This window comes from Rubrobacter sp. M3-4, assembly GCF_059772285.1.
In genome coordinates this window covers 91,174-115,000 of sequence record NZ_JCBAJP010000008.1, presented here as the reverse complement: position 1 = coordinate 115,000, position 23,827 = coordinate 91,174, and the positions used below count along the sequence as shown (strand labels likewise).

The window sequence follows — 23,827 nt, the reverse complement described above, 5'->3', positions numbered from 1 at the left end:
CGGCAGTTTTACTCTCCAGAGAGGACAGCTGCGTCCACGTCGATGCGAGCCAGGGGAGCCGCACTACCCGATCTTCTGGCCTGAAGTGCTTCGAGTTCGTGCAGGGTCTTGTAGAGAAGCCGGCAGAGATGCGCTTCGTAGCGGGTTATCTTCTGCAGTGTAGTATCCTCCGGTAGGAGCCGCTCCCTGCGCATCCGTTCGAGGTCCCGCTCCACCTCGAGCGCCTGGTACTTCGCGCCGGCAGCCTCCCTTCGGGCCTCTTCCGTGGCTACCTCAAGGAGCGCTTCGGGATCTTCGCCTGTGGCCTGTGCGATGGCCTCAAGACCGGCCCGGACCATGCCGGCCGTCCAGCCCTCGAACTCTTCCCACTCGACACCTTCAGGGACACCGGGGATGGAAAGACGCGAGAGGACCTCCTCTTCGGTCTCCTCTCCCCGATCTACTACATCCGTCTGGACGAGAGCATCCCACAGGATCGCTTCCGCATCTTCGGCTGGCAGCACACGCTCGTCTTCGAGCTTCGGTAAACGCTTGAAGAGCCTGTGCTTGGCGGCGGCGTACTTCGCCCTGGTGCGTACCTCTTCAGGGTGTATGCCTTCGGTGAGACTCGCCCTCAAAAAGCGGCGCCTGTCCGCCAGATCATCCTCTATTCTCTCCTGGGAGAGGGCGATGGTCTCTGTCTCGTAGCGGGTGACCCGGTGGAGGCGCCAGGAGAGCAGTGCCACCCTCTCGGCCAGCACCGTCTCCAGATGTCCGGTTGGGGCGAGATCTTCGAGTATGCCCTCAAGGTGCTCTTCCCAGTCTTCCTGTTTCTCGACGCCAGGCACCACTGGGGCAGGAGAACGGATGCCGTGTCGGGTGGCGTTCCAGCGGGTGACATCCTTGCCCTCTTCTGTCTTTGGGCCACCTCTCTTCGGACCTGCACCGGGGTTTTCGGAGCGAGCTTCAGGAAACGTCATGTCTTCATCCTTCCTTCTCTTCGATGCTTCTCTGCAGACTCGACGATAGAGGGCAGGCACTCGGAGGCTTTCACCTCGTGCCACTTGCCGCCGTGTGGGTCGTACAGCCCTATCCAGACCGGGTACTCAGACCAGCGGATGATCAGCCCGCGGTGCTCAGGGTGAAGGAGCTTCATGAGGGCTCTCTTGTTCTCGAGAAGAGCAGACCTGAGCTCTGCGGTCAGGACCCCGGCCGGGGCGTCCACATGCAGTCTCTCTCCATCGACTTCGAGAATCACATCCCGCTTCTCGAGCTCCTCCAACATAGCTCGAACGTTCATATCGTGAACCTCTCCCGCGCTCCTCTACGCACGCCACTCTCCCCTTCCCCTTCTTCACTATTGCAGCTAACCTGACCAACCTGACCATCGGCCGGTTTTCCAGCACAGGTAGGCGGTTTTTCGTGGTCGGGTTTCTGGTCGGGTTGAGCAGGTCGTGGTCGAGTGAAAAAATCGCAATCCGACCACAACGGCGGGACAGAGTCCGCGTATTTATGCGGGTTTCTGTCGTCGTGGTCGGGTTGGTCGGGTTTTCCCGTGAAAGGAAGAAGAAGTTCGTCTTTTGTGTGTAAAACTTCCCGGCGGCGCCCCTCGAGGGTCTTGCGGACCGTGAGGACCCGGCGCGCTTCATCCGTGGAGAGAAGCAGACCGCGCTCATGCAGGCGCTTTCTCAGCGTGCGACCGGTTATGGTCAGGGGATCGTCAGCGTCTCTACCCTGCTTCTGCGCGGCGGCGTAGGATGCCTCTGGCTCGAGGTAGAGGTGATCTACATCGAGCCAGCCGACGCGCTCTCCCTGCGGCCGCCACTCCTCGCGCATGAAGTCTCCGGTGCCGATAGTTGCCGATCTCCAGCCCCACGCCCCCGGGTTTTCAGGTGGAGCGCCTTCGGGGTCGGCAACGTGGGCCCTTCCGCTGGCTATCGCCGCTGAGAGCAACTCTCTGAAGCGGCGGGTGGGTTCGCTGGCGGACTGGTGTTGCTGCTGCGCCGAGGCTGCCTCGAGAATGGTCTGCCAACCCCGGCGCCACAGCCTCTCGGCCTCCTCGCCGGTGAGGGCGCCGGCGTCATAGGTGAAGGAGAGGAAGTACCTGAGGCCGAGGGCCAGGTCCGCCACGAGAGACGGCGTGCGCCTGTGCTCTCCGCTCTCTCTTCTTGCGTGTTCTCTGATGGCTGCACGTTCCTCAGCGAGCGAGGTTTTGATCTGCTCGTAGCGCGGCGCGAGCCACCGGAGAAAGGCGGCCATGGCCCGGGCGTAGAGCCCGCCCGCGGCGTCTCGCTGGCATCTGGTGAGTATCTTCCAGTCGAGTGTTCCGGGTGAGAGCTCGAGTAAGAGCATGCGGGCCCTCAGAGACTGCCCGCGCGGGACATCTTCTCCGGTGGAGAGGATCAGGGCGCGGGGTGGCTTATCTTCTCTCAGGGTGGTATCCGGCCGCATCCTCTGTCGCCCCGCGACGTTGCCTTTGGCGCGAAGCACCCGGTCGGCTTTCTTGTGCCAGCGCTGCACGTCGTAAGAGCTGCCGTTAGGGGCGAAGTCGTCGAGGACCAGGACCTGGTCCTTGAGCGTGAAAGCCTGCGCCTCGATGGCGTTCTCGGTGGATTCCCAGGAGAGTAGGTGCCGAGCGTCCAGATCCTTTCCAAAGTGCTGCTGGCAGAGGGCCGCCAGCTCGCTCTTGCCCTCGCCGGTCGGGCCGGAGAGGTGGATGCTAAAATCCGTATCCCCAAAGGCGGCGCGGTAGATACCCGAAAGCAGCGCCACGGTGATACCGGCCGGAGCCAGCCGGCAGAACCGCAGGCTGGCCCGGATGGCCTCCACCAGCTCTTCACCTTCGGGTGGCCCTGGCAGAAGGCGCCTACGGAATGTCCCGGCGAGAGAGGTCTTGACCTGCTCGATGATCCCGTCCGCGCCTATCGCGCCTCCGGCGTGCAGGTACACCCATTCACCGTCGATCCGCCGCCAGCCGGTGTGCGTGTAGACGTGCTGGGTGGGGATCTCGCCCGAGAGCACCTGTACGGCCGCCCGGGCGTGGTCCTTGAGAGAGAAGCCCGGATAGACGATGGCCCCGGCCCCGAGGTGTTCCGTCGCCCAGTTCATAGAAGCGAAGGTTCTGCTCAGAACAGAGAAGACGGCGCGGCGACCGTTCAGGGTAGCTTCTATCTCGAAGTGGCGCTTCGTTTCCACCCCGTCGTCTTCGGAGATATCCGACGTGATCTTCGCTGTGAAGTTGGTGAGCAGCGTCGGTACGGGGCCGTTCTGGGTCGGCCTGTCCCAGACAAGCCCGGACGGAGTGGCGCGGTAGGGCAGGGAGGGGCCGTCTTCCAAATCGGGGGGTTGCTTGAGCTCCGGCGTGGCATGTCCAAGCAGGTCCTGGACCGTGTGGCCCGAAGCGAGGAAGTCGTCCACGCCCTGCTTGGCGCCGCTATCTGCGGCAGGAAGGTAGATCAGGCTCACCTTCGCGCCCCTGCCCCCCAGAAAGCCCTTGAGCCGCGAGAGTGCCGCATATACTTCCCGCTTCTCCATGACATCGGAATCGAAGACGACGTAGACCTTGCGCCCCTCAAGCGCCACATATTCCCACTCAGAGAGCGCCGTCTTGCCGCCGCGCTCGTTCGTACCGCGCCAGTTCCATACCCCGATCAGCGCCACGACGCACAGACCTTTACTGACCAGAGCGTCGGCTTTCTTGATACCCTCGGTCACGAACAGCGGAACACCAGGATCCCCGAGCCTCTCCCTACAAAGCGGGTGCACGTCTAGCGTCATGCTAGCCCCTGAGGGGGTCTCGTATTTGACTGGTCTGCCTCGCCGGCCGATTCTCGGCTCATCAGGTCGCGACTGGTAGAGGACCACCTCACCGGTCGGGCCGTAGATGGGTATGAGGAGCGCCGGTACGTTTCGCTGAGACCGCCCGAAGCCGAGCCGCTCGAGCGCCGCCTTGCTCGTGACGGTACGGTAACCTCTCTTGACGGCAACGCGGGCGCTTATGCCCGACCCCTCAAAGAGCATCCTTTCGTGCGCCGGAGACAGCTTCGCCGTCCGGCACTTCTTCCCATCCTCCATCGCCATGCGAAGTTACCTTCGGAACATACGCGCTTCAAGGAACGCATCGAGATCCGTGCGGCGGATGTGCCGTGTCCGGCCAAGCTTGGCGGACGGGAGCTCTCCGCTCGCGAGCAGCGCGTACAGCCGGGTGCGACCTATCCCTGTGTAGACGATGGCTTCTTCAGGAGAGAGCCAGCCGCGTTCTACTCCGTTTTCCTGAATTTTCTTTGATGCTCTCAGGTTCTCCCTGCTATTATTCTTCATGCGTGTACACCTCTTTGTAGAGAAGGGGTTGCACGTTCAACACAGCGACGGACGCGGCAGTTTGGCGACTCGGCGCGTCCGTCTTCTTTTTATTTAGGCATCTCGTCTTAATCACCTCCTCTCTTACTTTCTCGCGATCCAGCGCTCCGGCTCGAGTGTGGGGATACGAATGGCCCGCGGCGAGATGCGATGAGCCGGTAGACTTTGGATCTGGGAACCTTCAACTTCCTGGCGACCTCGGCCGCCGTGAGCCACTCGCCGCGCCTACTCTCCGCCCGCGTCATCCTTCTTCCCACGCGGAGCTGAGACATCCGCGAATTCCCCTTTGAGATCCAGCACGAGAATGTCGTCCTGCATCTGTACCGGGTAGCGCCGGGCGGCCGTGGTGTCGATCCCGTAGTGTCGTGTGAACGCCCGGCCCGCGATCATGAACGAGACCGCGTTCTTGCCCTGAGCCCGCAGCCCGAACGCCCGTGGATTGTCCGGATCTGTCTTCCTAAAGCCTACAAGCTGCCGTTCGCGATCGAAAAGCAGTTCCACCGCCTCCGGAGAGCCGAGCAGGTCATACGCCGCCTTGTTCAACGAGAAGTTGCCGGAGCGCTGAATAGTTACCATCGCGCTCTCGCTTCGGCCCGCTCTGCGCTTGTCGAACGTCTCAAATGGCATTTCGCGTATTTATTATATACACGTGGCATCGTGCGTACACCAATGAAATCTGAACTTGGAGTTCAAACTGCGATTTAAAAGAGCTTGGGTTGAAAATAATTCAATAGTCAAGCTCCTACACACCGCATATCTGTCTTTATAACGCATAGATCCGCCTTTATAACGTTTTTATGAGCGCTGCATTTGTTTATATAGGTCATACAATATCCCGCAAATCCAGCAGGAAGTTTATTGGAGTAGTCCCCGGTGCATAGTCTCCCTGTTCGTCTGGTACACCAACCGGTACACCAACGCAGGATATGTTGTAAAGTGTCACTGGAGTACAGGTGAGACAGAATGTGCGGTATTTGCAGGGCTTATTGAAACTCTACGGATGTTACTGTACTTGTGGAGGCAGATTCCTAAACCCCGTGTCGGAGGTTCGAATCCTTCCAGGCGCACTTTCTTTTCTGGTGTTTTCCTCCCGTGGTGGAGGTGGGGGATCGTCCTCTATTTCGAAGAAGATCTGGAGATGAGATGATCAGGGCAGTCTGTGTTCGGGGGGTGCGGATCGGGGAGGGGTCCCCCAAGGTCATCGTACCGCTCACCGACGGGAGCCCGGAGCGGCTGAAAGAACGGGCCGGTGCGCTTGGTGAACACCACGCGGACATCGTCGAGTGGCGGGTGGATTTCTTCGAAGGGCTCGGGGACCCCTCGCGGGTCGTCGCCACGGCCCGGGAGATCTCCGCGCTCGCGGGAGGACGACCGCTGCTCTTCACCTGCCGGACGGAGGAAGAGGGCGGGGAGGCCGGGATCCCGGAGGAAGAGTACGTCCGTCTCAACGCCCGGATCATCGAGGCCGGTGCGGCGGACATGGTGGATCTCGAGTACCGGTTCGGTCCGGATGCCCTGGGGGGTTTGATCGGGTCGGCCCATTCGCGGGGAATGCCGGTCGTGGTCTCCAGCCACGACTTCTCCGGGACGCCGGAGAAAGACGAGATCGTCTCCAGGCTGCGCCGGATGCAGGGTCTGGGGGCGGACGTCTGCAAGGTCGCCGTCATGCCGCGCTCCGCCCGAGACGTGCTCGTGCTGCTCGACGCCACGCTGACGATGCACGAGCGCTACGCCGACCGCCCCCTGATCACGATGGCGATGGGACGTCTCGGGCTGGCATCGAGGTTCTTCGGCGGCGTCTTCGGTTCTGCGGCAACCTTCGGCACCGCCGGTGCGGCCTCCGCACCGGGTCAGCCGGACGCGGAGGAACTGCGCAGGATGCTCCGGCTGATACACCAGGGAGATCAGCCCTAACGCAACCTCTCCACCTCCCCCTCGAAGAGCGCCACCCGTCCGTCGCCGGTCTCGAGCACGAGCTCCCCGTCCGGCCCGAGGTCCACCGCGAGCCCCTCAACCACGCCTCCGGCCCGACGCACCCTGATCCGCCGCCCGAGCGTGCAGCTCAGCGACCGCCAGTCGGAGGCTATGGCCTCGAAGTCGTTAAGGCGCGCCAGCTCCACCTCCAGCTCTCCGAGCACCGCGGCGAGGAGCCGTACGAGGTCCACCTCGCGGCCAAGCTCCGCCCGAAGCGAGGTTCCCCCCAGCCCCTCCACCGACGCCGGGTCCACGTTTGCGTTGATCCCGACGCCGAGCACCGCGAACTCGAGCCCCCCCGAACGCCCGAAACCGGCCTCGGCGAGTATCCCGCACACCTTCCTCCCGCCGACGAGCAGGTCGTTCGGCCACTTTATCTCCGCCTCCACCCCCATCTCCCGCAGCACCTTCGCTACCCCGACCGCAGCGGCCAGCGTGATCCTGGGCGCGTGGGTGGCCGGGATCTCCGGCCGCAGGACCAACGACATCCACAGCCCGCCGGCGGGAGAGGACCAGGCCCGGCCCAGGCGTCCCCTGCCTCCCGTCTGCACCCCGGCGACGACGAGCGTCCCGTGCGGCGCACCCTCGCGGGCCAGCTCCTTCGCCCGCTCCTGGGTCGAGGGGACCTCGGCGTAGAGTTCCACCCGCCGGGCGAGCGGGCTCCCCAGACGCTCCACCCGCTCCCGGTCGAGGCGGCTCGTTCGTCCTTCGCACTCCATGCTCGCCTCCGGGATTCTATATAATCTCCCGACCTATGGATGCATACCTGCAGACCGAACGCCTGCTCCTGCGCCGCTTCACCCGGGACGACGTACAGAACCTCTTCGAGCTCGACTCGGACCCGGAGGTCGTGCGCTACGCCAACCCCGGTGGGAAGACGCGCACCCGCGAGGAGATCACGCGCGAGGTCCTCCCGCGCATCCTCTCCTGGTACGAGAGGACCAGCGGCAAATTCGGGTATTGGGCAGCCATAGAGAAGTCGAGCGGCGAATTTCTAGGGTGGTTCGAGTTCAGGCCGTTCGACGAGGACCCGGAGAAGACGGAGCTCGGCTACCGGCTCAAGAGGAGCGCCTGGGGAAAAGGATACGCCACGGAGGGCGCCCGGGCGCTCGTAGAGAAAGGCTTCACCGAACTCGGCATCGAGCACGTCGTCGCAATAGCCCTGGTCGAGAACCCGGCCTCGGTGCGGGTCATGCAGAAGACGGGGTTGCGCTTCGAGCGGAGGGGCACCTACCCCATGTACCCCGGCAGGAAAGAGGTCGAGGAAGTCTGGTATGGGCTCCGCAGGGAGGACTTCCTGCGCTCGGGGCCGCCCGCGTGATATAACCAGCGCCCGATGCACCAGATTTCGATCCTCATCCAGAACCTGCCCGACTCGCCCCAGGGATTGCTCGAGTTCCTCACGGCCCTCATGGCCACCTACGGGTACCTGGTGGTCTTCATCGGGGCGGCGCTGGACAACTTCGGGTTGCCGGCCTCCGGAGACGTGGTGCTCTTCGCGGGCGGTTGGATCTCGAACGAAGGCCGGATAAAGCTCCCTCTGGTGATGGCCTCGGGCTTCGGCGGCGCCCTCGTCTCGGACAACGCGATGTACTGGATCGGACGCGCCGGCGGCCGGCCGCTGGTCGAGCGCGCCTCGCGGGTGCGCCTCCTCGGGATCATCATCAGCCGCAAGAACCTCTCGAAGGTCGAGAAGTTCTTCGCCTCCCACGGCGGCAAATCCGTCTTCATGGGCCGCTTCGGACCCGGCCTGAGGAGCATGACACCGCTCTTCTCCGGCGTAAGCCGCATGAGCTACCGCCGCTTCCTCCCGTACAATCTGGCCGCCGTCGCCGTCTGGGCCGTGGCCTACACCCTCGTCGGTTACGCCTTCGGCGAGTACTGGGGCGTTCTGCTCTCCGTGGCGAAGTCCGCCGGCTACGTCTTCGCCGCTCTCGTCCTGATCGTCCTCGCCCTCTACGTCTACCGCCGCAGGCGGCGCCGGGAGGGGTAGCAGGCTGCTACACTCTCCTCCGCGAAGGAGGGTGTGATGCCGGAAGAGAAGCAGAGCGCGACCGAAGGACTCGAGCGCCGCAATCACGAGCTCTCGGTCCTCAACGCCACCGCCCGCGAGCTCAACCGCTCGGTGCGGCTGGACGAGGCGCTGGAGTTCACCCTCTCGCAGGTCGCAGAGCTCCTCGAACTCGAGACCGGCTGGATCTGGCTCCTCGACGAACCCTCCGGCGAGCCCTACCTCGCCGCGACCCGCAACCTCCCTCCCGGTCTCGCCTCGGACCCGCGCCGCATGGACGGATCGAGCTACTGTTACTGCCTGGACACCTACCGCCGCGGCGACCTCGACGGCGCGGCGAACGTGAACGTCCTGGCCTGCAGCCGGCTCGCGGACCTCGTCGGCGGCACCGGCGGCCTCAGGTACCACGCCTCGATCCCGCTGTACGCCGGGCCGAAGAAGCTCGGGGTGATGAACCTGGCGAGCCCGGGCTGGAGGAGCCTCTCGGGGGAGGAGCTGCGGCTGCTCTACACCATCGGGGACCTGCTCGCCATCGCGATCGAGCGCTCCCGTCTCTTCGACCGCAGCGCGCACCTCGGCATGATGGAAGAACGCAACCGCCTCGCCCGCGAGATACACGACACCATCGCCCAGACCCTCTCCGCCACCGTCCTGCAGCTCGAGTCGGCCGAGGCGCTGCTGGAGGAGGACCCGTGCTCGCCGAGGGCTCGCGAGGCCCTCGGCCGCGCCCTCTCCCTCACCCGCCAGAACCTGCAGGAAGCCCGCCGCTCGGTGCAGGACCTGCGCGCCGCGCCGCTCGAAGGGCGCCCGCTCGCACAGGCCCTGCGGGTGCTCGTGGACCGCTGGGAGGAGGAGAGCGGGGTGGCCGCCCGCCTCAAGACGGTGAACGGGGCGAGCCCCCTCCCCCCGCGCGTGGAGGTCGCGCTCTACCGCATCTGCCAGGAGGCCCTCTCCAACGTCGCCCGCCACGCCCGGGCGGACCGCGCGACCGTCCGGCTGACGGTCACGCCGGAGCGGGCGCTCCTCTCGGTCGAGGACGACGGGGTGGGCTTCGATCCCTGCCGCATCCCGGAGGGTCACTACGGCATCACCGGGATGCGCGAGCGCGCCGCCTCGGTCGGTGGCACGCTGGAGATAGAGAGCGCAAGCGGCAGGGGTACGGCCGTGAGGGCGGGCGTCCCGCTGAAGGAGGGTTGAGGTTGGAGAAGATCCGCATCCTCGTCGCCGACGACCACCCGATGCTGCGCGAGGGGCTGATCGCCGTGCTCTCCACCCGTCCGGAGTTCGAGGTCGTCGGCGAGGCACAGGACGGCGAGGAGACGCTGCGCCAGGTGCAGCGTCTCCGACCGGACATCGTCCTGCTCGACCTCGAGATGCCGAAGCTGGACGGGGTGGCCGTGCTGCGCACACTAAAGGAGCGCGACCCCGGCACCCGGGCTCTCGTCTTCACCGCCTACGATACCGACGGCCGCATCGCCGGCGCCCTCAGGGCCGGGGCGGGGGGCTACCTGCTCAAAGGTGCCTCCCGGCAGGAGATCTTCGACGCCATCCGCACCGTACACGCAGGCGGCACCCTGCTCGGTCCTGAGGCCGCCAGGTTCATCCTGGAACGCGGCGGCCCGGGCGAGGCCGAAGGGCTCACCCCGCGCGAGCTGGAGGTGCTGGGGCTCCTCGCCAGCGGCCTCTCGAACGCCAGGATCGCACAAGAACTCTACATCAGCGAGCGCACCGTCAAGTTCCACGTCTCCTCCATCCTCTCCAAGCTCGGCGCCCGAAACCGCACCGAGGCCGCCAGGATCGCAGCCCGGCGTGGTCTGATCTCCTCTCCCTGACGCCGGGAACCCGTACTCTCGTACAGGGCGGGAAACCGTCCCGCCGCACGATGGCAGATTCCCCCCGAAGAGGCACCATACCTTCCGAGAGGAAGACGTCCCGAGAAGGGAGTGCCATGTACGACATCCACTACGAGATCTATCGCCAGCGCCACGCGGAGATGCTCGCGGAGGCGGAGACGTACCGACTGGCGAGGGAGCAAAAAGAGCACCGTAAACAGTGGATGCTCCAGACCCTCCACCGGGAGGCGCGGCGGTCCGCGGGCCGCCCGCTCGAGCACCCGAAAAAGCATGAAGGAGGAGATCATGCCCAGAACGGCTCTCATCACCGGGGCCTCTCGCGGCCTCGGGTTCGCGCTCGCCCGTGAGCTCGCCGGAAGCGGCTGGTCGCTCGTCGTGGACGCCCGTGAACCAGAGGCCCTCCGGGAAGCCCGGGAGGAGCTCTCGGCGCTGACGCAGGAGGGGGTCGTCGCCCTCGCGGGCGACGTCTCGGACCCGGAGCACCGCCGGGCGCTCGCCGCCGCGGCTCGAGAGCTTGGAGGGCTGGACGCCCTCGTCAACAACGCGAGCATCCTCGGCCCGAGCCCGCAGCCGTCGCTCCTGGACTACCCGCTCGCGGTGCTGGAGGAGGTCTACCGGGTGAACGTCATCGCCCCGCTCGGGCTCATCCAGGCCGCGAAGGATACCCTGAAGCCGGAGGCCAGGATAGTGAACGTCACCAGCGACGCGGCCCGCGAACCCTACCCCGGCTGGGGAGGTTACGGCTCGAGCAAGGCGGCCCTGGAACAGCTCACGAACATCCTCGCCGCCGAGAACCCCTCCCTGCGCATCTACCTGCTGGACCCGGGAGACATGCGCACCCGGATGCACCAGGAGGCCTTCCCGGAGGAGGACATAAGCGACCGGCCGCTCCCGGAAGAGGTCGCGCCGGCGCTGGTCGTGCTCCTGGAGGGCGACCACCCGGGCGGCCGCTACGAGGCCCGCACGCTGCTCCCCTCAGGAAGGGAGAAGGGATGAACCCCCACACCACACGTTCTTCGACACCGGGAACGCTCCAACCGCTCGACTTCGAGCTGCCGCGAAAGCTCGAGGCCGCAGAGCCGCCCGAAGCGCGGGGCCTCTCGCGCGACGAGGTGCGGCTGCTCGTCTCCCGTCGCCCGGACGGCCGCATCGTCCACGCCCGCTTCCGGGAGCTGCCGCGCTTCCTCCGGTCAGGAGACGTGCTCGCCATAAACACCAGCGGCACCATGAACGCCGCGCTCGCCGCAAAACGCGCCGACGGCACGCCCCTGGTGCTCCACCTCTCGACCCGCCTGCCCGCGAACCTGTGGACCGTCGAGCTGCGCCGCCCCGACGGGGTCGCCACGGAACCCTTCCGGGGAGGCGAGCCGGGAGAGCACCTGGATCTCCCCGAAGGGGGAGGGGCCACCCTGCACGCCCGCTATCCCGGAAGCCCGCGGCTGTGGGTCGCGACCCTGGACCTCCACCGCCCGCTCGAGGAGTACCTCGAGGAGAACGGAGCCCCGATCCGCTACCGCCACGTCCCCGAGAGCTGGCCGTCCGGCTGCTACCAGACCGTCTACGCCACCGAGAAAGGCAGCGCCGAGATGCCCTCGGCGGGGAGGGCGTTCACGCCGGAGGTGATCACGCGCCTCGTCGCGCGCGGGGTGCAGTTCGCGCCGCTCCTCCTCCACACCGGCGTCTCCAGCCCGGAGGACGGCGAGCCACCCTGCGAGGAGTACTACCGCGTCCCGCCCGAGAGCGCCCGGCTGGTGAACGCGGCGAGGAGATCCGGACGTCGTGTGGTCGCGGTCGGAACCACCGTCGTGCGGGCGCTCGAGACGGTCGCGGAGGAAGATGGAACGGTCCACCCGGGCGAGGGATGGACCGGGCTGGTGGTGACGCCCGAACGCCCCCTCCGGGCCGCGGACGCCATGATCACCGGCTGGCACGAGCCCCGCTCCTCGCACCTAGCGATGCTCGAGGCCCTGGCGGGCAGGGAGCACCTCGAGGCAGCCTACGCCGCAGCGCTCGCGGAGGGCTATCTCTGGCACGAGTTCGGCGACCTGCATCTGATCCTGACCTGAAGACACCGGGCTCCCGGGGAGGATCTTCACGGCACCCGGCGGGCAGCCGCGAAGGCCATCTCCACCGCCTCCTCGGGCGAGGCGGCATGCAGGGTGTGCTCCCCGAGGTCCCAGCTCCCCAGCGAGACGACCCGGCGATCCACCTTGCGGGCGAGCCCCATCTCCGAGAGCGTCCCGTACCCGCCGCCGACCGCGATCACCGCGTCCGCCGCGCAGACCACCGCCAGGTTGCGGGCCTGCCCCATCCCCGTGGGGATCGCGTACGAGAGGTAGGGGTTCGCCCGCCCGCGATCCTCGTCGGGCAGAAGCCCGATCGCCACCCCACCCGACTCCACAGCCCCGCGCGCGGCCGCCTCCATCACACCACCGAGCCCGCCGCAGATTACCACCCCACCGCGCCGCGCGACGAGAGCCCCGACCCTGCGCGCCCGCTCGTAGAGCTCGCCGCGGGCGTCTCCCGCCCCGATCACCGCTATGTAAGGCCCCCTCACAGCGCTGGGTGCTGGTCTATCTGCCCGAGCAGGTAGCGCAGCAGCGCGACGGCCCCCTCCTTGTTCAGCGGCTCGTTCCAGTTACCGCACTTCGGGGACTGGATGCACGCCGGGCACCCCCGCTCGCAGGGGCAGCGCACGATCACACCCAACGTGTCTCGGGCGAGCGAGGCGAACGCCTCGTAGCCGCGTTCGGAGATCCCCACGCCGCCGGGGTATCCGTCGTAGACGAAGATGGTGGGCAGATACGTCTGTCGGTGCACCGGCGTGGAGAGCCCCCCGAGATCGGCCCGGTCGCACATCGCGAAGAGCGGCAAAAGCCCGATCATGCCGTGCTCGGCCGCGTGCAGCGCGCCCCCGAAGCGCTCGAAGCTCGGCCTCGCCCCCTCCGGGGGAGGCGGCAGCGTCACCCAGAAGGCCTGCGTCTCGAGCACCACCTCCGGCAGGTCGAGCGGGTATACGCCGACCTCCCGATCGTCCGCGACCCGCACCTTCTTGTAGTGGGTGACCCTCTCGCTCGTCCTCACCCGTCCCCGGTGCAGCGTGGCCCCGTTCGCGAGAGGCCGGCTGCCGGCCTCCTCGATCACCTCGACGTCGGTCTCGACGCGCGGTCTGGTGTAGTAGCGGTCCGGGACCCGGCGTACGACGGCCCTGCGGGCGGCGAGGTCGAGCTCCTCCACCTCGTAGGCCCGGCCGCGGTGCAGGTAGGTCGCGCCGGGATGGAGCTCCCCCGGAGCGCGGGTCACCTCGGAGCTCCCTATCACCTCGCCGTCCGCATCGACGACCGCGACCCGCTCCGCGGAGGCCGAGCGCAACGAGATGTCCCGCGCCGGATGCCCTCCCCCCGTGTAGAGCAGTCGCCCCCCGCTCCTCCTCAGCGCTCCCTCCTCCGCCAGCTCCCCCGCGACCCGGCGGAACGCCGGGCCGAAGAACTCTTCGTCGGACTCCTCGAGCGGGCTCTCGTGGGCCGCGGCCAGCAGGTGTGGGGCGAGGATGTAGGGGTTCTCGACCGTCACCCGGGCCGCCTCGACCCGGCGTCCGAGCACCCTCTTCGGGTTCTCGAAGATGAACTGGTCGAGCGCGTCGCGCCCGGCGATGTAGACCGAGAGCGCGGGCCTCTCCCCCCGTCCCGCCCGGCCCCACTGCTGCCAGATCGAGGCGATGCTCCCCGGATACCCGCAGCAGACCACCGCGTCGAGCTCCCCGACGTCCACCCCAAGCTCGAGCGCGTTGGTCGATACCACCCCGAGCAGCTCCCCGCGGAAGAGCCGTCCCTCTATCTCGCGCCGCTCGCGCGCGGTATAACCCGCCCGGTAGGGCGAGATGCGCCGGGCTGTCTCGATCCCCAACCGGTTGGCGGCGTAGCGGTAGACGAGCTCCGCCCCCCTGCGGGTCCTGGCGAAGGCGATCGTCCTCACCCCTCTGGAGACGAGCTCGGCGAAGACCAGAGCCCCCTCGACGAGCAGGCTCCTGCGCTCCCCCCGGCTCTCGTCCAGGAGCGGCGGGTTGCGGAAGACCACGCGCCTGCCGCCGGAGGATGCCCCGTCCTCGTCCACGAGCGAGAACGGCAGCCCGGTGAGGCTCTCGGCGAGCTCCTGTGGGTTGGCGACGGTGGCGCTGGTGAACACGAAGCGGGGATCGGCCCCGTGCAGCGCAGCCACCCGCCTGAGCCGCCTCAGGACCATCGCTGCGTGCGAGCCGAAGACCCCGCGCAGCACGTGCGCCTCGTCCACGGCCACCAGCCGCAAGTTCCGGAAGAAGTGCCCCCACCCGTCGTGGTGCGGCAGGATCCCGACGCTCAGCATGTCCGGGTTGGTGAGCACTATGTTCGCCCGACGCCGGACGTCGGCGCGCAACGCCTGCGGGGTGTCGCCGTCGTAGGTCGCGGCCCGCACTCCACGCAGGGCGAACTCCTCTATCTTGCCGAGCTGGTCCTGGGCGAGCGCCTTCGTGGGGTAGAGGAAGAGCGCCCGGCTCGAAGGGTCGGTGAGGGCGTTCTCGAACGCCGGGATCTCGTAGCAGAGAGACTTGCCGCTCGCGGTGGCGGTGGAGACGATGACGTTCTCGCCGCGCAAGAGCCCGTCGTAGGCCTCCCGCTGGTGCGAATAGAGCGCGCTCACCCCGAGCCTCCCGAGCGCCTCCTCGAGCTCCGTGGGAAGGGAGGGCATCCCGGCGAAGCTGGGCCTGCGCGGCGGGAGCGAGGCGACGACGGTCCCCAGGGACTCCGCCAGGCGCAGATCCTCCGCGCCCGGTGCCTCCCGCAGCCTGCCCCTCCTAGATCTCACGCCGCCCGGCGAACGCCCTCCCGAGCGTCACCTCGTCGGCGTACTCCAGATCCCCGCCGACCGGGAGCCCGCTCGCGAGCGCCGTCACCCGCACCGGCAGCCCCTCCACCTCCTGCGCTATGTAGAGGGCCGTGGCCTCCCCGGTCGTGTTCGGGTTGGTCGCCAGGATGAGCTCCTTCGTCCCTTCACGCCTGACCCTCTCGACGAGCTCGGCTATGCGCAGATCCTCCGGCTCCACACCGTCCAGCGGGGAGAGCGCCCCGCCGAGGACGTGGTAGAGCCCCCGGTACTCGCCGGTGCGCTCTATGGGGCCGATGTCGTAGGGGTCCTCGACCACGCAGATCACCGAGGCGTCCCGCCTGGGATCGCGGCAGATCTCGCACTCCTCCTCGTCGGTGAGGTTGAAGCAACGCCGGCAGGGCTTTATGCGCTCCTTGACCTCCCTGATCGCGCCGGCCAGCGCCAGAGCCTCCTCCTCTCGCTCCCTGACGATGTGGAAGGCGATGCGCTGGGCGCTCCTGGGACCGATGGAGGGAAGCTTCGAGAGCTCCGAGATGAGCCGCTCGACGGGGCGCGCGTAGGTCGTCAGGGTTCTCCCCCTACAGCCCCGGCAACCCCAGCCCGAGGTCGCCGAGCCCGCCGGTGATCCCGCCGAGCTTCTTCGAGGCCATCTCCTGCGCGCCGTTTAGCGCCTCGTTGACGGCCGCGACGACCATATCCTGCAGCATCTCGATGTCCTCGGGGTCCACGACGCCGGGGTCTATCTCGACCGAGACGACCTCGAGCCCGCCGGTGACCGTGGCCTTGACGGCCCCTCCCCCGGCCGAGGCGGTCACGGTCTCCTTCTTGAGGTCCTCCTGGACCTGCTGCATCTCCTGCTGCATCTTCTGGACCTGCTGCATCATCTTGTTCACGTTGCGGCGCTTGCTCAACTCTCTAGCTCCCTCCGTCGTGGTTCTGCCGTCCGAAGTACTCCCGCGCCAGCTCGAACACCTCCTGCTCGCTGCGGATTCTACCATCCCCCCCTGCCCCTTCCGAAGCCTCACCGACGGGGCGGGGGGCGGGGCTTTCGGGCTCCTCCGGAGGCTCCCCGGCAGGAGGTGGGGCCTCATCGTCCCCTCTCTTTCCCCCGACCCGGGCCTCGAGGCGCGGCCGCTTCCCGAAGCGACCCTCCATCGCCTCCAGCAGCGGCTCCAGGTTCTTCTCCTTCGTGGCCTCGCCGACGAAGAAGTGCTCCGGGAAGGAGAGCTCGAGAACCTCTCCGTCGAAACGCTCGACGCGGGCGTTCTCGTAGACCGCCGCGGCGAGGGCCTTGCGCTTCGCCTTGAGCTCCCGCACTATCCCGGGCCACGCGGAGGCGATCTTAGCCTCGAGATCGTCCGAGGGATCCTCCTGCACGGGCTCCTCTTCCACCTCGTCCTCCTCGGGAGGTGAAGCCTCCGGGGGATCCTCCCCCATCCTCTCCCCGGCGCCCTCCGGCAAGGCACCCCGGGGCGACGCCACCGCCCCCTCCGAGATCGCCTTCTCCAGGCGTTCGATGCGGGCCATGAGATCGTCGAGGTCGGGCTCGGCGTAGCCGCGCGAGAGCCGGACGAAGGCGAGCTCCAGCTCGAGCCGGGCGTCGGAGCCGCGCCGGATGCGGCCGCGTGTTTCGCCGAGCACCTCTATCGTCCGCACGAGTTCCGCAGGCGGGATCTCCGCGGCCTGCTCCTCGAGCGGGGTGCGCTCCTCCTCGCCTATCTCGGAGAGGGCGACCTCCGGTGCGCTCTGCAGCAGCAGGAGCGTTCTCAGATGAGCGGTGAACTCCTCGGCGAACTGCCCCAGGTCCTTACCTTCGTTCGAGAGGCGGTCGAGCGCCCGCAGGGCGTCCGCCGCCCTCCTCTCGTGCAGCGCGGAGGAGACGTCGAGCAGAACCTCGAAGCTCACGCTCCCGAGAAGCTCGCGCACCATCGCCGTGGTGACCTTTCCCTCGGCGAAGGAGGAGAGCTGATCCAGGAGCCCCTCGGCGTCCCGGAAGGACCCCCCGGCCCGGCGGGCGATGAGCGTGAGCGCCTCCGGCTCGGCCTCCATGTTCTCGGCGGCGGCGATCTCGCCGAGTTTCTCGGCGAGCAGCCCCACGCCGGGCCTGCGGAACTCGAAGCTCTGACAGCGGCTCACTATCGTCGGCAGGACCTTGTGCCGCTCGGTGGTCGCCAGGACGAAGACGACGTGGGATGGCGGCTCCTCGAGCATCTTCAATAGCGCGTTGAAGGCCTCGGCGGTGAGCATGTGGACCTCGTCTATGATGTAGACTTTCACCCGCCCCTGCGCGGGTGAGAGGTTCACCCGGTCCCGGAGGTCCCGGATCTCGTCGATCCCCCGGTTGGAGGCCGCGTCCATCTCGACCACGTCGAGCGAGGAACCCTCGATGATCCCCCGGCAGCTCTCGCACCCGCCGCACGGCTCGGGCGTCGGCCCGCGGGCGCAGTTGAGCCCCATGGCGAGCACCTTGGCCGTCGAGGTCTTCCCCGTCCCGCGCGGGCCGGAAAACAGGTAGGCGTGCGCGACCCTGTCGGTCTCTATCGCGCGTACCAGCGTGCGGACCACCGGCTCCTGCCCGGCGATCTCGCTGAAGCGTCGCGGACGCCACCTGCGGTATAGAGCGGCCCGGCTCACCGGCAAGAAGCCTCGAAGAAGGATTCCTCCATGCTCCTAGTATATAAGGAGGTGTAGCCCCGCAAGAGGGCAAAATAAAATGCCGCGCACCCCGCCGTCGACGGACTCAGACCCGGCGAGCATCCGGCCGCTGGCTCCGGTCGGGCTGCCCCGTAGCACATGAGGTTACCCGCTTAGTGCTGCTGCCTCCCGGCCCTGACACGGTTCACGGGGCCTCATTGCCCGGGACCCGGCCATCGACGCCGCAGTCACCGGCCTCCACCGAACCCGGGCCGCCTCGGGCGGGGATCTAGGCCCTGCTAAGGCGATCGCAGGTACAGGGCATCGCCAGCTCCCCGCTTAGCGCGGCTTTTTAAGTTTAACAGATGAACCTCGGTCATCATCGGAGAACGCGATCTTTCGAGGCTAACCCGGTGTCAGCAGCGCACCGTCCGCACCCCGGACACCCCGGCGACGTTGACGCCGGCGACCTCCGGGCTTATCTTGGTGTTCGGGGGAGGGGTCGGCGGTGAGTCTCCGGCCTTTCTCAGAGAGATGCAGCCTCACCCACAGGGTTCTGTCGTCGGGACGCGCGGCGGCTGGCCGCGCGAGACGGAAGTAAGGAAGTAAGCTGTACGAGCACTACGAGAGAAGAGAAAGCCGGGGATACGGGAAGTACGTCCTCCTAGTCGCTCTGCTGTTGGCTCTGGCGGGTGCGGTGGGCACGATCCTATGGACCCAGGAAGGGCGCAGCCGGCCCATCTCACACGCCTACGGGATAAAGCGCGTCTCGTCGGTGCGAGGCACCCACCTCGCCGTCTACGCGGGCGACGGCTGGAGGACCCGGTTCTGGGACGGGGTCAACCTGGGAGCGACGCTGCCGGGACACGCGCCCGGAGATCTCGCCCCGACCAAGAAAGACTACCTGCGGTGGTTCGGGATGATGAAGGCGATGCACGTGGACGTCGTGCGGGTCTACACCATCCTCCCACCCCGGTTCTACGAAGCGCTCGCGCAGTTCGACTCCGGGCGCAAGGACCCTCTGTGGCTCATCCAGGGTGTCTGGACGCCGGAGAAGAGGTTGATCGGGAAGGACCGAAAGGGAACCGACGCGTACGCCCCCGAGATCACCCACAGCTTCAGGGAAGAGATAAAGAACGCCGTGCGCGTCGTGCACGGAGACGCCGACCTCCCTCCGCGTCCCGGGCACGCCAGCGGCCGCTACCGGACCGACGTCTCCGAGTACCTGCTCGGCTGGATGGTCGGGACCGAGTGGTACCCGTACGCCGTCAAGGTCACGGACGCCGCACACCCCCACCTGACTCCGTACTCCGGCAGATACTTCCGCGCCACGAAAAACGCCACCCCTTTCGAAAGCTGGCTCGCCTCGATGCTCGAGACGTTGGCGAACACGGAGATACACTACGGCTGGCAGCATCCCGTCGCCATAACGAACTGGCTCACCACCGACCCGCTGCACCATCCCGACGAGGCCTTCCCGCAAGAGGACATGGTCTCCGTGGACCCGACGCACATAAAACCGACCTCCCGGTGGAAAGCCGGCTACTACGCAGCCTTCCACGTCTATCCCTACTACCCGGACTTCATGCGCTACGAGCGGAAGTACCAGCGCTACGTGACCCCCGACGGCCGCAGAGACCCCTACGCCGGGTATCTCAACGAGCTCAGGCACTACGTGAAGGGGATGCCGCTCGTGGTGGCGGAGTTCGGCGTGCCGAGCAGCCGCGGCATGGCCCACCGGGGTCCGTTGGGCAGGAACCAGGGCTACCATACCGAAAAAGAGCAGGGCGAGATCGACAAAAGCATGCTCGAAGACATCCGGCAACAGGGTTACGACGGGGCCCTGGTGTTCTCCTGGCAGGACGAGTGGTTCAAGTACACCTGGAACACCCGGGCCCTCGACATCCCGGCGAACCGCCGCTCCAAGTGGCTAAACCCTCTGACAAACGAGCAGAACTTCGGGGTGATCAACGAAGCGGCGGGAAAGGCGGGGGCCCAGATATACCTGGACGGCAAGACCTCGGACTGGAAGAACCACGCGGAAAAGACGAAGAGCTACCCCGGCTTCACCCTCTCGGTCACCCACGATCCCGCCTACGTCTACCTCCTCCTGAAGAAGAAACATGGCGAATGGGACCTCTCAAGGCACCCGGTGACCATCGGGTTCGGCAACCAGCCGGGCGGCAGCGAGAAGGCGGATGTCGCATCGGGGCTACGCTTCCCCGGGGGTATACAGACCTTGCTGCAGCTCAGGGGCGGTAAGGACTCGCGCATGATGATAGACAGCGCCTACGATTACTTTACCTGGTACTACGGCAGCAGGCAGCACGCGATCCCCGAGGTGCGCGACGGAGGGAACGCCAGGGCGGGCAGGTTCTTGCTCTGGAAGCTGGCCCTGAGCTACCCGCTCACCCTCCCGCAGAGCGGCCGCAAGATCCCCTTCGAGGCGTTCGACGTGGGCAGGATGACGCCCGGGATCACCGACCCGGACAACCCCGGCTACGACAGCCTCGCCGACTGGTACGCCAAGGGAGCAGTGATAGAGGTGCGCATCCCCTGGATGATGCTCGGTTATACCGACCCGAGCCGCCTGATGGTGTGGGAGAACTTCTACCAGGCCGGTAAAGTCCGGACCACCCGGAGCACGGGCCTGAGGATATACCCGGCGACGGAGCCGGGGAAGAAGATCTCCCCCCTCCGCTACACCTGGAGCCCCTGGAACCAGCCCCCTTACCACGAGCGCAAGAAGCAGAGCTACTACATCCTGCAGAAGGCTTTCGAGACCAACAAGACGCTACTCCCCATCCCTCCACCCCAGCACGGCTCGTAGCGCCGGGCCCACTTCGCGGCCGGATTTGAACGGGAAAAGCGGAGAGGGAGGGATTCGAACCCTCGAGGCGGCTCTACACCGCCTACGCGATTTCCAGTCGCGCTCCTTAGGCCATCTCGGACACCTCTCCGTCTCGGGGTGAGAGTTTACCAGACCACCCGCACCTTGACCTCCACGCCCGCGGTCAGCCCAGAAACCTTCGACTGTAAACTACACTCGGGTAATCTCTGGAACACCGAGTCGGTCACAGAGATCCCAGGCCAACCCATCACACGAAGGAGGGAGAGTTTTGCGCGCTCTGATCTTCGATCTCGACGGCACGCTGGTCGACACGGTCTACGCCCACGTCTTCGCCTGGCAACGGGCGTTCGCAGAGGTGGGTATCTCGATCGACGGGTGGCGCATACACCGCCGGATAGGGATGAGCGGCGGGCTCTTCACGCGGGCTGTGGCGCGGGAGATAGGTCGCAGGATGAGCCCCGAGGAGGTGGAGGCGCTGCAGCGGCGACACGGGGAACTCTTCGAGGAGTTTTTGCCCGAGAGGAGGCCGCTACCCGGTGCTGTCGAGCTGCTGAGGCATCTGAGGGATAACGGGGTGGTGCACGGCATCGCCACCTCCGGACGCCATCCCGAGATCGACGCGAGCCTCGAGGCCCTCGAGGTTGGGCCGGAGACGGTGGTCGTGCACAGCGGGGACGTCAGAAGAGCAAAGCCGGAGCCGGACCTCTTCCTCGCCTGCCAGAAGCGGCTCGGGGTCGAGAGCGCAGAGTGCTACGTGGTCGGAGACGCCGTGTGGGATCTGCTCGCGGCGAGACGGGCCGGGATGCTCGGCATCGGGCTCCTGAGCGGCGGTTATGGCGAGGACGAGCTCATCCGGGCCGGGGCTTTCCGGGTCTGCCGAGATCCTGCGGACCTGCGCTGGGTGCTCGACGAACTCGGCGTGCTCGTCGGGGACATCCCGGTCGGAGACTGAGCCGCAGCTACATCACCTTCGACGCCCGCGGTGAGCGGGCCTGAGCGGCGGGGCAAAGGAGCTGGCGGGGTTGCTCGAACATCTGCGCATCAGAAAGACACACGTCCTTAAGACCTCGCTCGGTGGTTTTGGGGAGCAGAGGTTCGCGCCAGAGAGGCCCGAGCCGACCGGGGACCGGTTCGGAGAGGGAACCGTAGAGCGTCAGCCAGTGCCCCGAGCGCGCCCGGATGCGGAGGCGCGGAACACCAGCCTTCTCCCGATCGTTTTCGGGTCCTAGCGAGCGCTTCAGCGCGCCCACAACCATCCCGCCGCTGGAAGTCCATCGCCTTCTCGCCAGTCGGGGCCGAGATCCTCGACTTCCCGCAGCCAGCGCTCCACCGCCGGGGTATGCTGCACTACCTGCCCCTCGCGGTTGAGGGTCAGGACGCCCGGAACGCCGTCGCCGTCCGGTTCGGCGGCAGCCCGTAGCCGTAGCATCGCGGCCTTCAGACCGACGAGTACGGGGCAGGGTCGAGCTATTCAGGCAGCTCGACCCTGTCGCCCACCTCGATGTGATGCCTCCGGAAGAAGCCCTGGTTCATCTCCAGCGCGTACCGGGCCGGTTTCTTGGAGGAGTGGACCGTCTCCGTCCGGGGCTCCATGCTCTGGATGTCCACGATCCTGCCCTTCGAGTCGATGAAGGCCACCGAGAGCGGGATCAGGGTGTTCTTCATCCAGAAGCGGAGCACGGACGGATGGTCGAAGACGAAGAGCATCCCGTGGTTCTCCGGCATGGAGGTGCGGTACATCAGCCCCTTCTCCCGCTCCGGCCCGGTGTCGGCGATCTCGGCCTCGACCCTGACCTTCCTGCCGTCGGAGGCGTATATGGTGAGCGTTTTGGTCGCGAGGTGCTGCGCCCGGGGACGGGAGGCCGAGGATGCTCCGGAGGCACCACCCGTACATCCCGTGGCGAGGACGAATAAGGCGAGCAGAGCGGCTGCGAGCGCTCTCATCTCAGAACGAACTCCAGCCGCCCGCGTCGGACACCCCTGCTCCTGCACGACGTGATCTCAACCCTCCCGACCTCGCGGGTGTTCGCGACGTGGGTCCCGCCATCGACCCGCGCGCCGAACCCCTCTACCTCGACCATGCGTGCCACGTCACCCCGGCGGAGCCAGCGCACCCTGACCGGGCGGTCCTCAGCGAGCACCTCGTTGGTCCTATCCTCTACCATCTCCACCGTCCACCGACCGCGAGGCGAGAAGTCGAGGCGGGCCCATCCCGCGCGTATCCTCCCGCCCTCGATCCGGGCTTCGAATTCCCGCGAGAGCACGGCCGAGAGAACGTACAGCGCGGTCCGGTAGCGCATGTGCGAGTAACGGCGCTCCCAGTCGAGCTCGCCGCGCAACTCGCGGACGGTCCGGGGGATGGCCATATCGAGGACGTGCACGATCTCATTGCCCTCGCGCCGCACGTCGACCACGGAGGCCCGCACGGGCCCGATACCGAGCATGCCTCTGTCCGGGGGCTGCCCCTCACCACCGGGGTAGAATGCGGTGCGGTCCAGCACGACCTCCCTGCCCCGCAGGGCCACCACCCGGGCCTCGAACTCCTTCAGGTAAGCATCCCGCAGGAAGAGCTCCCCGGTCACGGAAGGGCGAGCGAACCCCGTTCGCGGTCCTTGAACGTGATCACCTCCCTGTATCCGACCTCGCGCACGAGCTTGAGGCTCCTGTCGTAGCCAGCGGCGACCTCCTCCGGAGAATGCGCATCGGAGGAGAGGACTATCGGGACGTCCCGCCGGAAGAACATCTCCAGAAAACGCCTCGAGGGGTATATCTCGCCGACCGGCTTGCGCAGCCCCGCAGCGTTCACGTCGACCGCGACCCCGGCTTCGGCTATCGCGTCGGCGGTCTCCTCGAGCATCGGGGTGATGTCGCGCTCCGGACGGCACCCGAAGATCTTCACCAGGTCGGGGTGGCCTATGACGTCGAAGCGTCCGGAGAGGGCTGCTTTGCGGACGTTCTCGAAGTAGCGCTCGTAGAGCTCGTAGGGCTCGTACTCGTCGTAGACCTCGCGGTGGTCGGGGTGGTCCACGTCCTTGCCGTCGACCTTGTGTACGCTGCCGATGACGTAGTCGTAGGGGAGGGCGCGCGCGACCCGGTCCATCTCTTCCTCCGTCCCGGGCACGAAGTCTATCTCTATGCCGAGCCTCAGCTCGAGCCCGTCCACCTCTTCGCGCGCCCTCTGGAAGGCCGCGAGGTCTACGTCATCCAGATACCGGTCGTGCTCGGTTATGCCCATCTGGACGAGCCCTCGCTCCCTTGCGACCTCACAGTAGCGGAGGATGTTTTCGGTGGTCATCGGGCGGT

The 23,827-nt window shown here is 66.8% G+C and carries 25 protein-coding genes, 1 tRNA gene and 1 other RNA gene; 9 read left to right on the top strand and 18 right to left on the bottom strand.

Features of this window, described 5'->3' with window-relative positions; genetic code table 11:
- Positions 1-8: 8 nt before the first annotated feature.
- The 6 genes from AC6EKW_RS10790 to AC6EKW_RS10765 form a co-directional block, all read right to left on the bottom strand.
- The gene (locus AC6EKW_RS10790) at positions 9-1,019 is read right to left on the bottom strand and encodes a hypothetical protein (protein WP_498514384.1); all 1,011 of its coding nucleotides are present in this window, start codon (positions 1,017-1,019) and stop codon (positions 9-11) included.
- Positions 956-1,279, bottom strand: a complete 324-nt coding sequence (locus AC6EKW_RS10785) for a TubC N-terminal docking domain-related protein (RefSeq protein WP_498514383.1) — start codon at positions 1,277-1,279, stop codon at positions 956-958. Before AC6EKW_RS10785 ends, AC6EKW_RS10790 begins: the two co-directional genes overlap by 64 nt.
- Positions 1,276-4,059 carry a DUF3854 domain-containing protein gene (locus AC6EKW_RS10780; RefSeq protein ID WP_498514382.1) on the bottom strand — a complete coding sequence of 928 codons (2,784 nt, stop codon included), beginning with the start codon at positions 4,057-4,059 and terminating at the stop codon, positions 1,276-1,278. Before AC6EKW_RS10780 ends, AC6EKW_RS10785 begins: the two co-directional genes overlap by 4 nt.
- A gap of 6 nt (positions 4,060-4,065) precedes the next feature.
- Entirely contained in the window at positions 4,066-4,299 is a 234-nt protein-coding gene (locus tag AC6EKW_RS10775; RefSeq protein ID WP_498514381.1) for a helix-turn-helix domain-containing protein, read from the bottom strand.
- Between the two features lie 107 nt (positions 4,300-4,406).
- Positions 4,407-4,583 carry a helix-turn-helix domain-containing protein gene (locus tag AC6EKW_RS10770; RefSeq protein WP_498514380.1) on the bottom strand — a complete coding sequence of 59 codons (177 nt, stop codon included), beginning with the start codon at positions 4,581-4,583 and terminating at the stop codon, positions 4,407-4,409.
- Positions 4,564-4,914, bottom strand: coding sequence for a hypothetical protein (locus AC6EKW_RS10765; RefSeq protein WP_498514379.1), 351 nt, complete (start codon positions 4,912-4,914; stop codon positions 4,564-4,566). The genes AC6EKW_RS10770 and AC6EKW_RS10765 overlap by 20 nt, the downstream gene beginning before the upstream one ends.
- A gap of 567 nt (positions 4,915-5,481) precedes the next feature.
- Here AC6EKW_RS10765 and aroD point away from each other — a divergent pair.
- On the top strand, positions 5,482-6,252 hold the full coding sequence (gene aroD / locus AC6EKW_RS10760; RefSeq protein ID WP_273886630.1) for a type I 3-dehydroquinate dehydratase: 771 nt from the start codon (positions 5,482-5,484) through the stop codon (positions 6,250-6,252).
- Here the strand turns inward: aroD and AC6EKW_RS10755 are convergent.
- Positions 6,249-7,031 (bottom strand): biotin--[acetyl-CoA-carboxylase] ligase, encoded by a 783-nt coding sequence (locus AC6EKW_RS10755; RefSeq protein ID WP_498514378.1) that lies wholly within the window; start codon positions 7,029-7,031, stop codon positions 6,249-6,251. The two genes, aroD and AC6EKW_RS10755, sit on opposite strands and share 4 nt — an antisense overlap.
- 35 nt (positions 7,032-7,066) lie before the next feature.
- Between AC6EKW_RS10755 and AC6EKW_RS10750 the strand changes: the two genes are divergently transcribed.
- From AC6EKW_RS10750 to AC6EKW_RS10725, 6 genes are all read left to right on the top strand, one after another.
- Positions 7,067-7,633: a GNAT family N-acetyltransferase gene (locus tag AC6EKW_RS10750; protein WP_498514377.1), complete on the top strand. Its 567-nt coding sequence runs from the start codon at positions 7,067-7,069 to the stop codon at positions 7,631-7,633.
- A 15-nt stretch (positions 7,634-7,648) separates the two neighbouring features.
- Positions 7,649-8,305 (top strand): DedA family protein, encoded by a 657-nt coding sequence (locus AC6EKW_RS10745; RefSeq protein ID WP_273886627.1) that lies wholly within the window; start codon positions 7,649-7,651, stop codon positions 8,303-8,305.
- Between the two features lie 36 nt (positions 8,306-8,341).
- A complete protein-coding gene (locus AC6EKW_RS10740) occupies positions 8,342-9,520 on the top strand; it encodes a GAF domain-containing sensor histidine kinase (protein WP_498514376.1) in 1,179 nt (392 codons plus the stop codon).
- 2 nt (positions 9,521-9,522) lie between these two features.
- Positions 9,523-10,155 carry a response regulator gene (locus AC6EKW_RS10735; protein WP_498514375.1) on the top strand — a complete coding sequence of 211 codons (633 nt, stop codon included), beginning with the start codon at positions 9,523-9,525 and terminating at the stop codon, positions 10,153-10,155.
- Positions 10,156-10,461: 306 nt separating this feature from the next.
- A complete protein-coding gene (locus AC6EKW_RS10730) occupies positions 10,462-11,172 on the top strand; it encodes an SDR family NAD(P)-dependent oxidoreductase (protein ID WP_498514374.1) in 711 nt (236 codons plus the stop codon).
- Positions 11,169-12,242: an S-adenosylmethionine:tRNA ribosyltransferase-isomerase gene (locus AC6EKW_RS10725; protein ID WP_498514373.1), complete on the top strand. Its 1,074-nt coding sequence runs from the start codon at positions 11,169-11,171 to the stop codon at positions 12,240-12,242. The genes AC6EKW_RS10730 and AC6EKW_RS10725 overlap by 4 nt, the downstream gene beginning before the upstream one ends.
- 26 nt (positions 12,243-12,268) lie before the next feature.
- Here the strand turns inward: AC6EKW_RS10725 and AC6EKW_RS10720 are convergent, their stop codons facing one another.
- The 6 genes from AC6EKW_RS10720 to ffs form a co-directional block, all read right to left on the bottom strand.
- Positions 12,269-12,712, bottom strand: a complete 444-nt coding sequence (locus AC6EKW_RS10720; RefSeq protein ID WP_498514372.1) for a TIGR00725 family protein — start codon at positions 12,710-12,712, stop codon at positions 12,269-12,271.
- A gap of 17 nt (positions 12,713-12,729) precedes the next feature.
- Positions 12,730-15,018, bottom strand: coding sequence for a DEAD/DEAH box helicase (locus AC6EKW_RS10715; protein ID WP_498514371.1), 2,289 nt, complete (start codon positions 15,016-15,018; stop codon positions 12,730-12,732).
- Positions 15,008-15,607 carry a recombination mediator RecR gene (recR, locus tag AC6EKW_RS10710; RefSeq protein WP_420542008.1) on the bottom strand — a complete coding sequence of 200 codons (600 nt, stop codon included), beginning with the start codon at positions 15,605-15,607 and terminating at the stop codon, positions 15,008-15,010. The genes AC6EKW_RS10715 and recR overlap by 11 nt, the downstream gene beginning before the upstream one ends.
- Positions 15,608-15,617: 10 nt before the next feature.
- Entirely contained in the window at positions 15,618-15,950 is a 333-nt protein-coding gene (locus tag AC6EKW_RS10705) for a YbaB/EbfC family nucleoid-associated protein (RefSeq protein WP_273886620.1), read from the bottom strand.
- A 4-nt stretch (positions 15,951-15,954) separates the two neighbouring features.
- Positions 15,955-17,673, bottom strand: a complete 1,719-nt coding sequence (gene dnaX / locus AC6EKW_RS10700; RefSeq protein WP_498514370.1) for a DNA polymerase III subunit gamma/tau — start codon at positions 17,671-17,673, stop codon at positions 15,955-15,957.
- Positions 17,674-17,755: 82 nt separating this feature from the next.
- An RNA gene (gene ffs / locus AC6EKW_RS10695) (signal recognition particle sRNA large type) lies at positions 17,756-18,021 on the bottom strand.
- A gap of 349 nt (positions 18,022-18,370) precedes the next feature.
- On the opposite strand from ffs, the gene AC6EKW_RS10690 reads away from it, so the two are divergent.
- Positions 18,371-20,503, top strand: coding sequence for a hypothetical protein (locus tag AC6EKW_RS10690; protein ID WP_498514369.1), 2,133 nt, complete (start codon positions 18,371-18,373; stop codon positions 20,501-20,503).
- A 39-nt stretch (positions 20,504-20,542) separates the two neighbouring features.
- Here AC6EKW_RS10690 and AC6EKW_RS10685 read toward each other — a convergent pair.
- A tRNA-Ser gene (locus tag AC6EKW_RS10685) sits at positions 20,543-20,633 on the bottom strand.
- Positions 20,634-20,792: 159 nt separating this feature from the next.
- On the opposite strand from AC6EKW_RS10685, the gene AC6EKW_RS10680 reads away from it, so the two are divergent.
- Complete coding sequence (locus AC6EKW_RS10680) at positions 20,793-21,476, top strand: HAD family hydrolase (protein WP_498514368.1); 684 nt, start codon at positions 20,793-20,795, stop codon at positions 21,474-21,476.
- Positions 21,477-21,761: 285 nt separating this feature from the next.
- On the opposite strand, the gene AC6EKW_RS10675 is transcribed toward AC6EKW_RS10680, so the two are convergent.
- The 4 genes from AC6EKW_RS10675 to AC6EKW_RS10660 are packed head-to-tail and all read right to left on the bottom strand — an operon-like array spanning position 21,762 to position 23,819.
- Complete coding sequence (locus AC6EKW_RS10675) at positions 21,762-21,953, bottom strand: hypothetical protein (protein WP_498514367.1); 192 nt, start codon at positions 21,951-21,953, stop codon at positions 21,762-21,764.
- 38 nt (positions 21,954-21,991) lie between these two features.
- Entirely contained in the window at positions 21,992-22,468 is a 477-nt protein-coding gene (locus AC6EKW_RS10670; RefSeq protein ID WP_498514366.1) for a DUF192 domain-containing protein, read from the bottom strand.
- Positions 22,465-23,106, bottom strand: coding sequence for an alanine--tRNA ligase-related protein (locus tag AC6EKW_RS10665; RefSeq protein ID WP_498514365.1), 642 nt, complete (start codon positions 23,104-23,106; stop codon positions 22,465-22,467). Before AC6EKW_RS10665 ends, AC6EKW_RS10670 begins: the two co-directional genes overlap by 4 nt.
- Positions 23,103-23,819 carry a histidinol-phosphatase HisJ family protein gene (locus AC6EKW_RS10660; RefSeq protein ID WP_498514364.1) on the bottom strand — a complete coding sequence of 239 codons (717 nt, stop codon included), beginning with the start codon at positions 23,817-23,819 and terminating at the stop codon, positions 23,103-23,105. The genes AC6EKW_RS10665 and AC6EKW_RS10660 overlap by 4 nt, the downstream gene beginning before the upstream one ends.
- Positions 23,820-23,827 lie beyond the last annotated feature (8 nt).

Excerpts from the sequence above, each read along its gene's own strand:
- AC6EKW_RS10775 (WP_498514381.1), bottom strand. The coding sequence starts at position 4,299 with ATGAAGAATAATAGCAGGGAGAACCTGAGAGCATCAAAGAAAATTCAG.
- AC6EKW_RS10785 (WP_498514383.1), bottom strand. The coding sequence starts at position 1,279 with ATGAACGTTCGAGCTATGTTGGAGGAGCTCGAGAAGCGGGATGTGATT.
- AC6EKW_RS10740 (WP_498514376.1), top strand. The coding sequence starts at position 8,342 with ATGCCGGAAGAGAAGCAGAGCGCGACCGAAGGACTCGAGCGCCGCAAT.
- AC6EKW_RS10730 (WP_498514374.1), top strand. The coding sequence starts at position 10,462 with ATGCCCAGAACGGCTCTCATCACCGGGGCCTCTCGCGGCCTCGGGTTC.
- AC6EKW_RS10675 (WP_498514367.1), bottom strand. The coding sequence starts at position 21,953 with ATGCTACGGCTACGGGCTGCCGCCGAACCGGACGGCGACGGCGTTCCG.
- AC6EKW_RS10745 (WP_273886627.1), top strand. The coding sequence starts at position 7,649 with ATGCACCAGATTTCGATCCTCATCCAGAACCTGCCCGACTCGCCCCAG.
- AC6EKW_RS10765 (WP_498514379.1), bottom strand. The coding sequence starts at position 4,914 with ATGGTAACTATTCAGCGCTCCGGCAACTTCTCGTTGAACAAGGCGGCG.
- AC6EKW_RS10670 (WP_498514366.1), bottom strand. The coding sequence starts at position 22,468 with ATGAGAGCGCTCGCAGCCGCTCTGCTCGCCTTATTCGTCCTCGCCACG.
- AC6EKW_RS10725 (WP_498514373.1), top strand. The coding sequence starts at position 11,169 with ATGAACCCCCACACCACACGTTCTTCGACACCGGGAACGCTCCAACCG.
- AC6EKW_RS10755 (WP_498514378.1), bottom strand. The coding sequence starts at position 7,031 with ATGGAGTGCGAAGGACGAACGAGCCGCCTCGACCGGGAGCGGGTGGAG.
- AC6EKW_RS10770 (WP_498514380.1), bottom strand. The coding sequence starts at position 4,583 with ATGACGCGGGCGGAGAGTAGGCGCGGCGAGTGGCTCACGGCGGCCGAG.
- AC6EKW_RS10660 (WP_498514364.1), bottom strand. The coding sequence starts at position 23,819 with ATGACCACCGAAAACATCCTCCGCTACTGTGAGGTCGCAAGGGAGCGA.
- AC6EKW_RS10780 (WP_498514382.1), bottom strand. The coding sequence starts at position 4,059 with ATGGCGATGGAGGATGGGAAGAAGTGCCGGACGGCGAAGCTGTCTCCG.
- aroD (WP_273886630.1), top strand. The coding sequence starts at position 5,482 with ATGATCAGGGCAGTCTGTGTTCGGGGGGTGCGGATCGGGGAGGGGTCC.
- AC6EKW_RS10750 (WP_498514377.1), top strand. The coding sequence starts at position 7,067 with ATGGATGCATACCTGCAGACCGAACGCCTGCTCCTGCGCCGCTTCACC.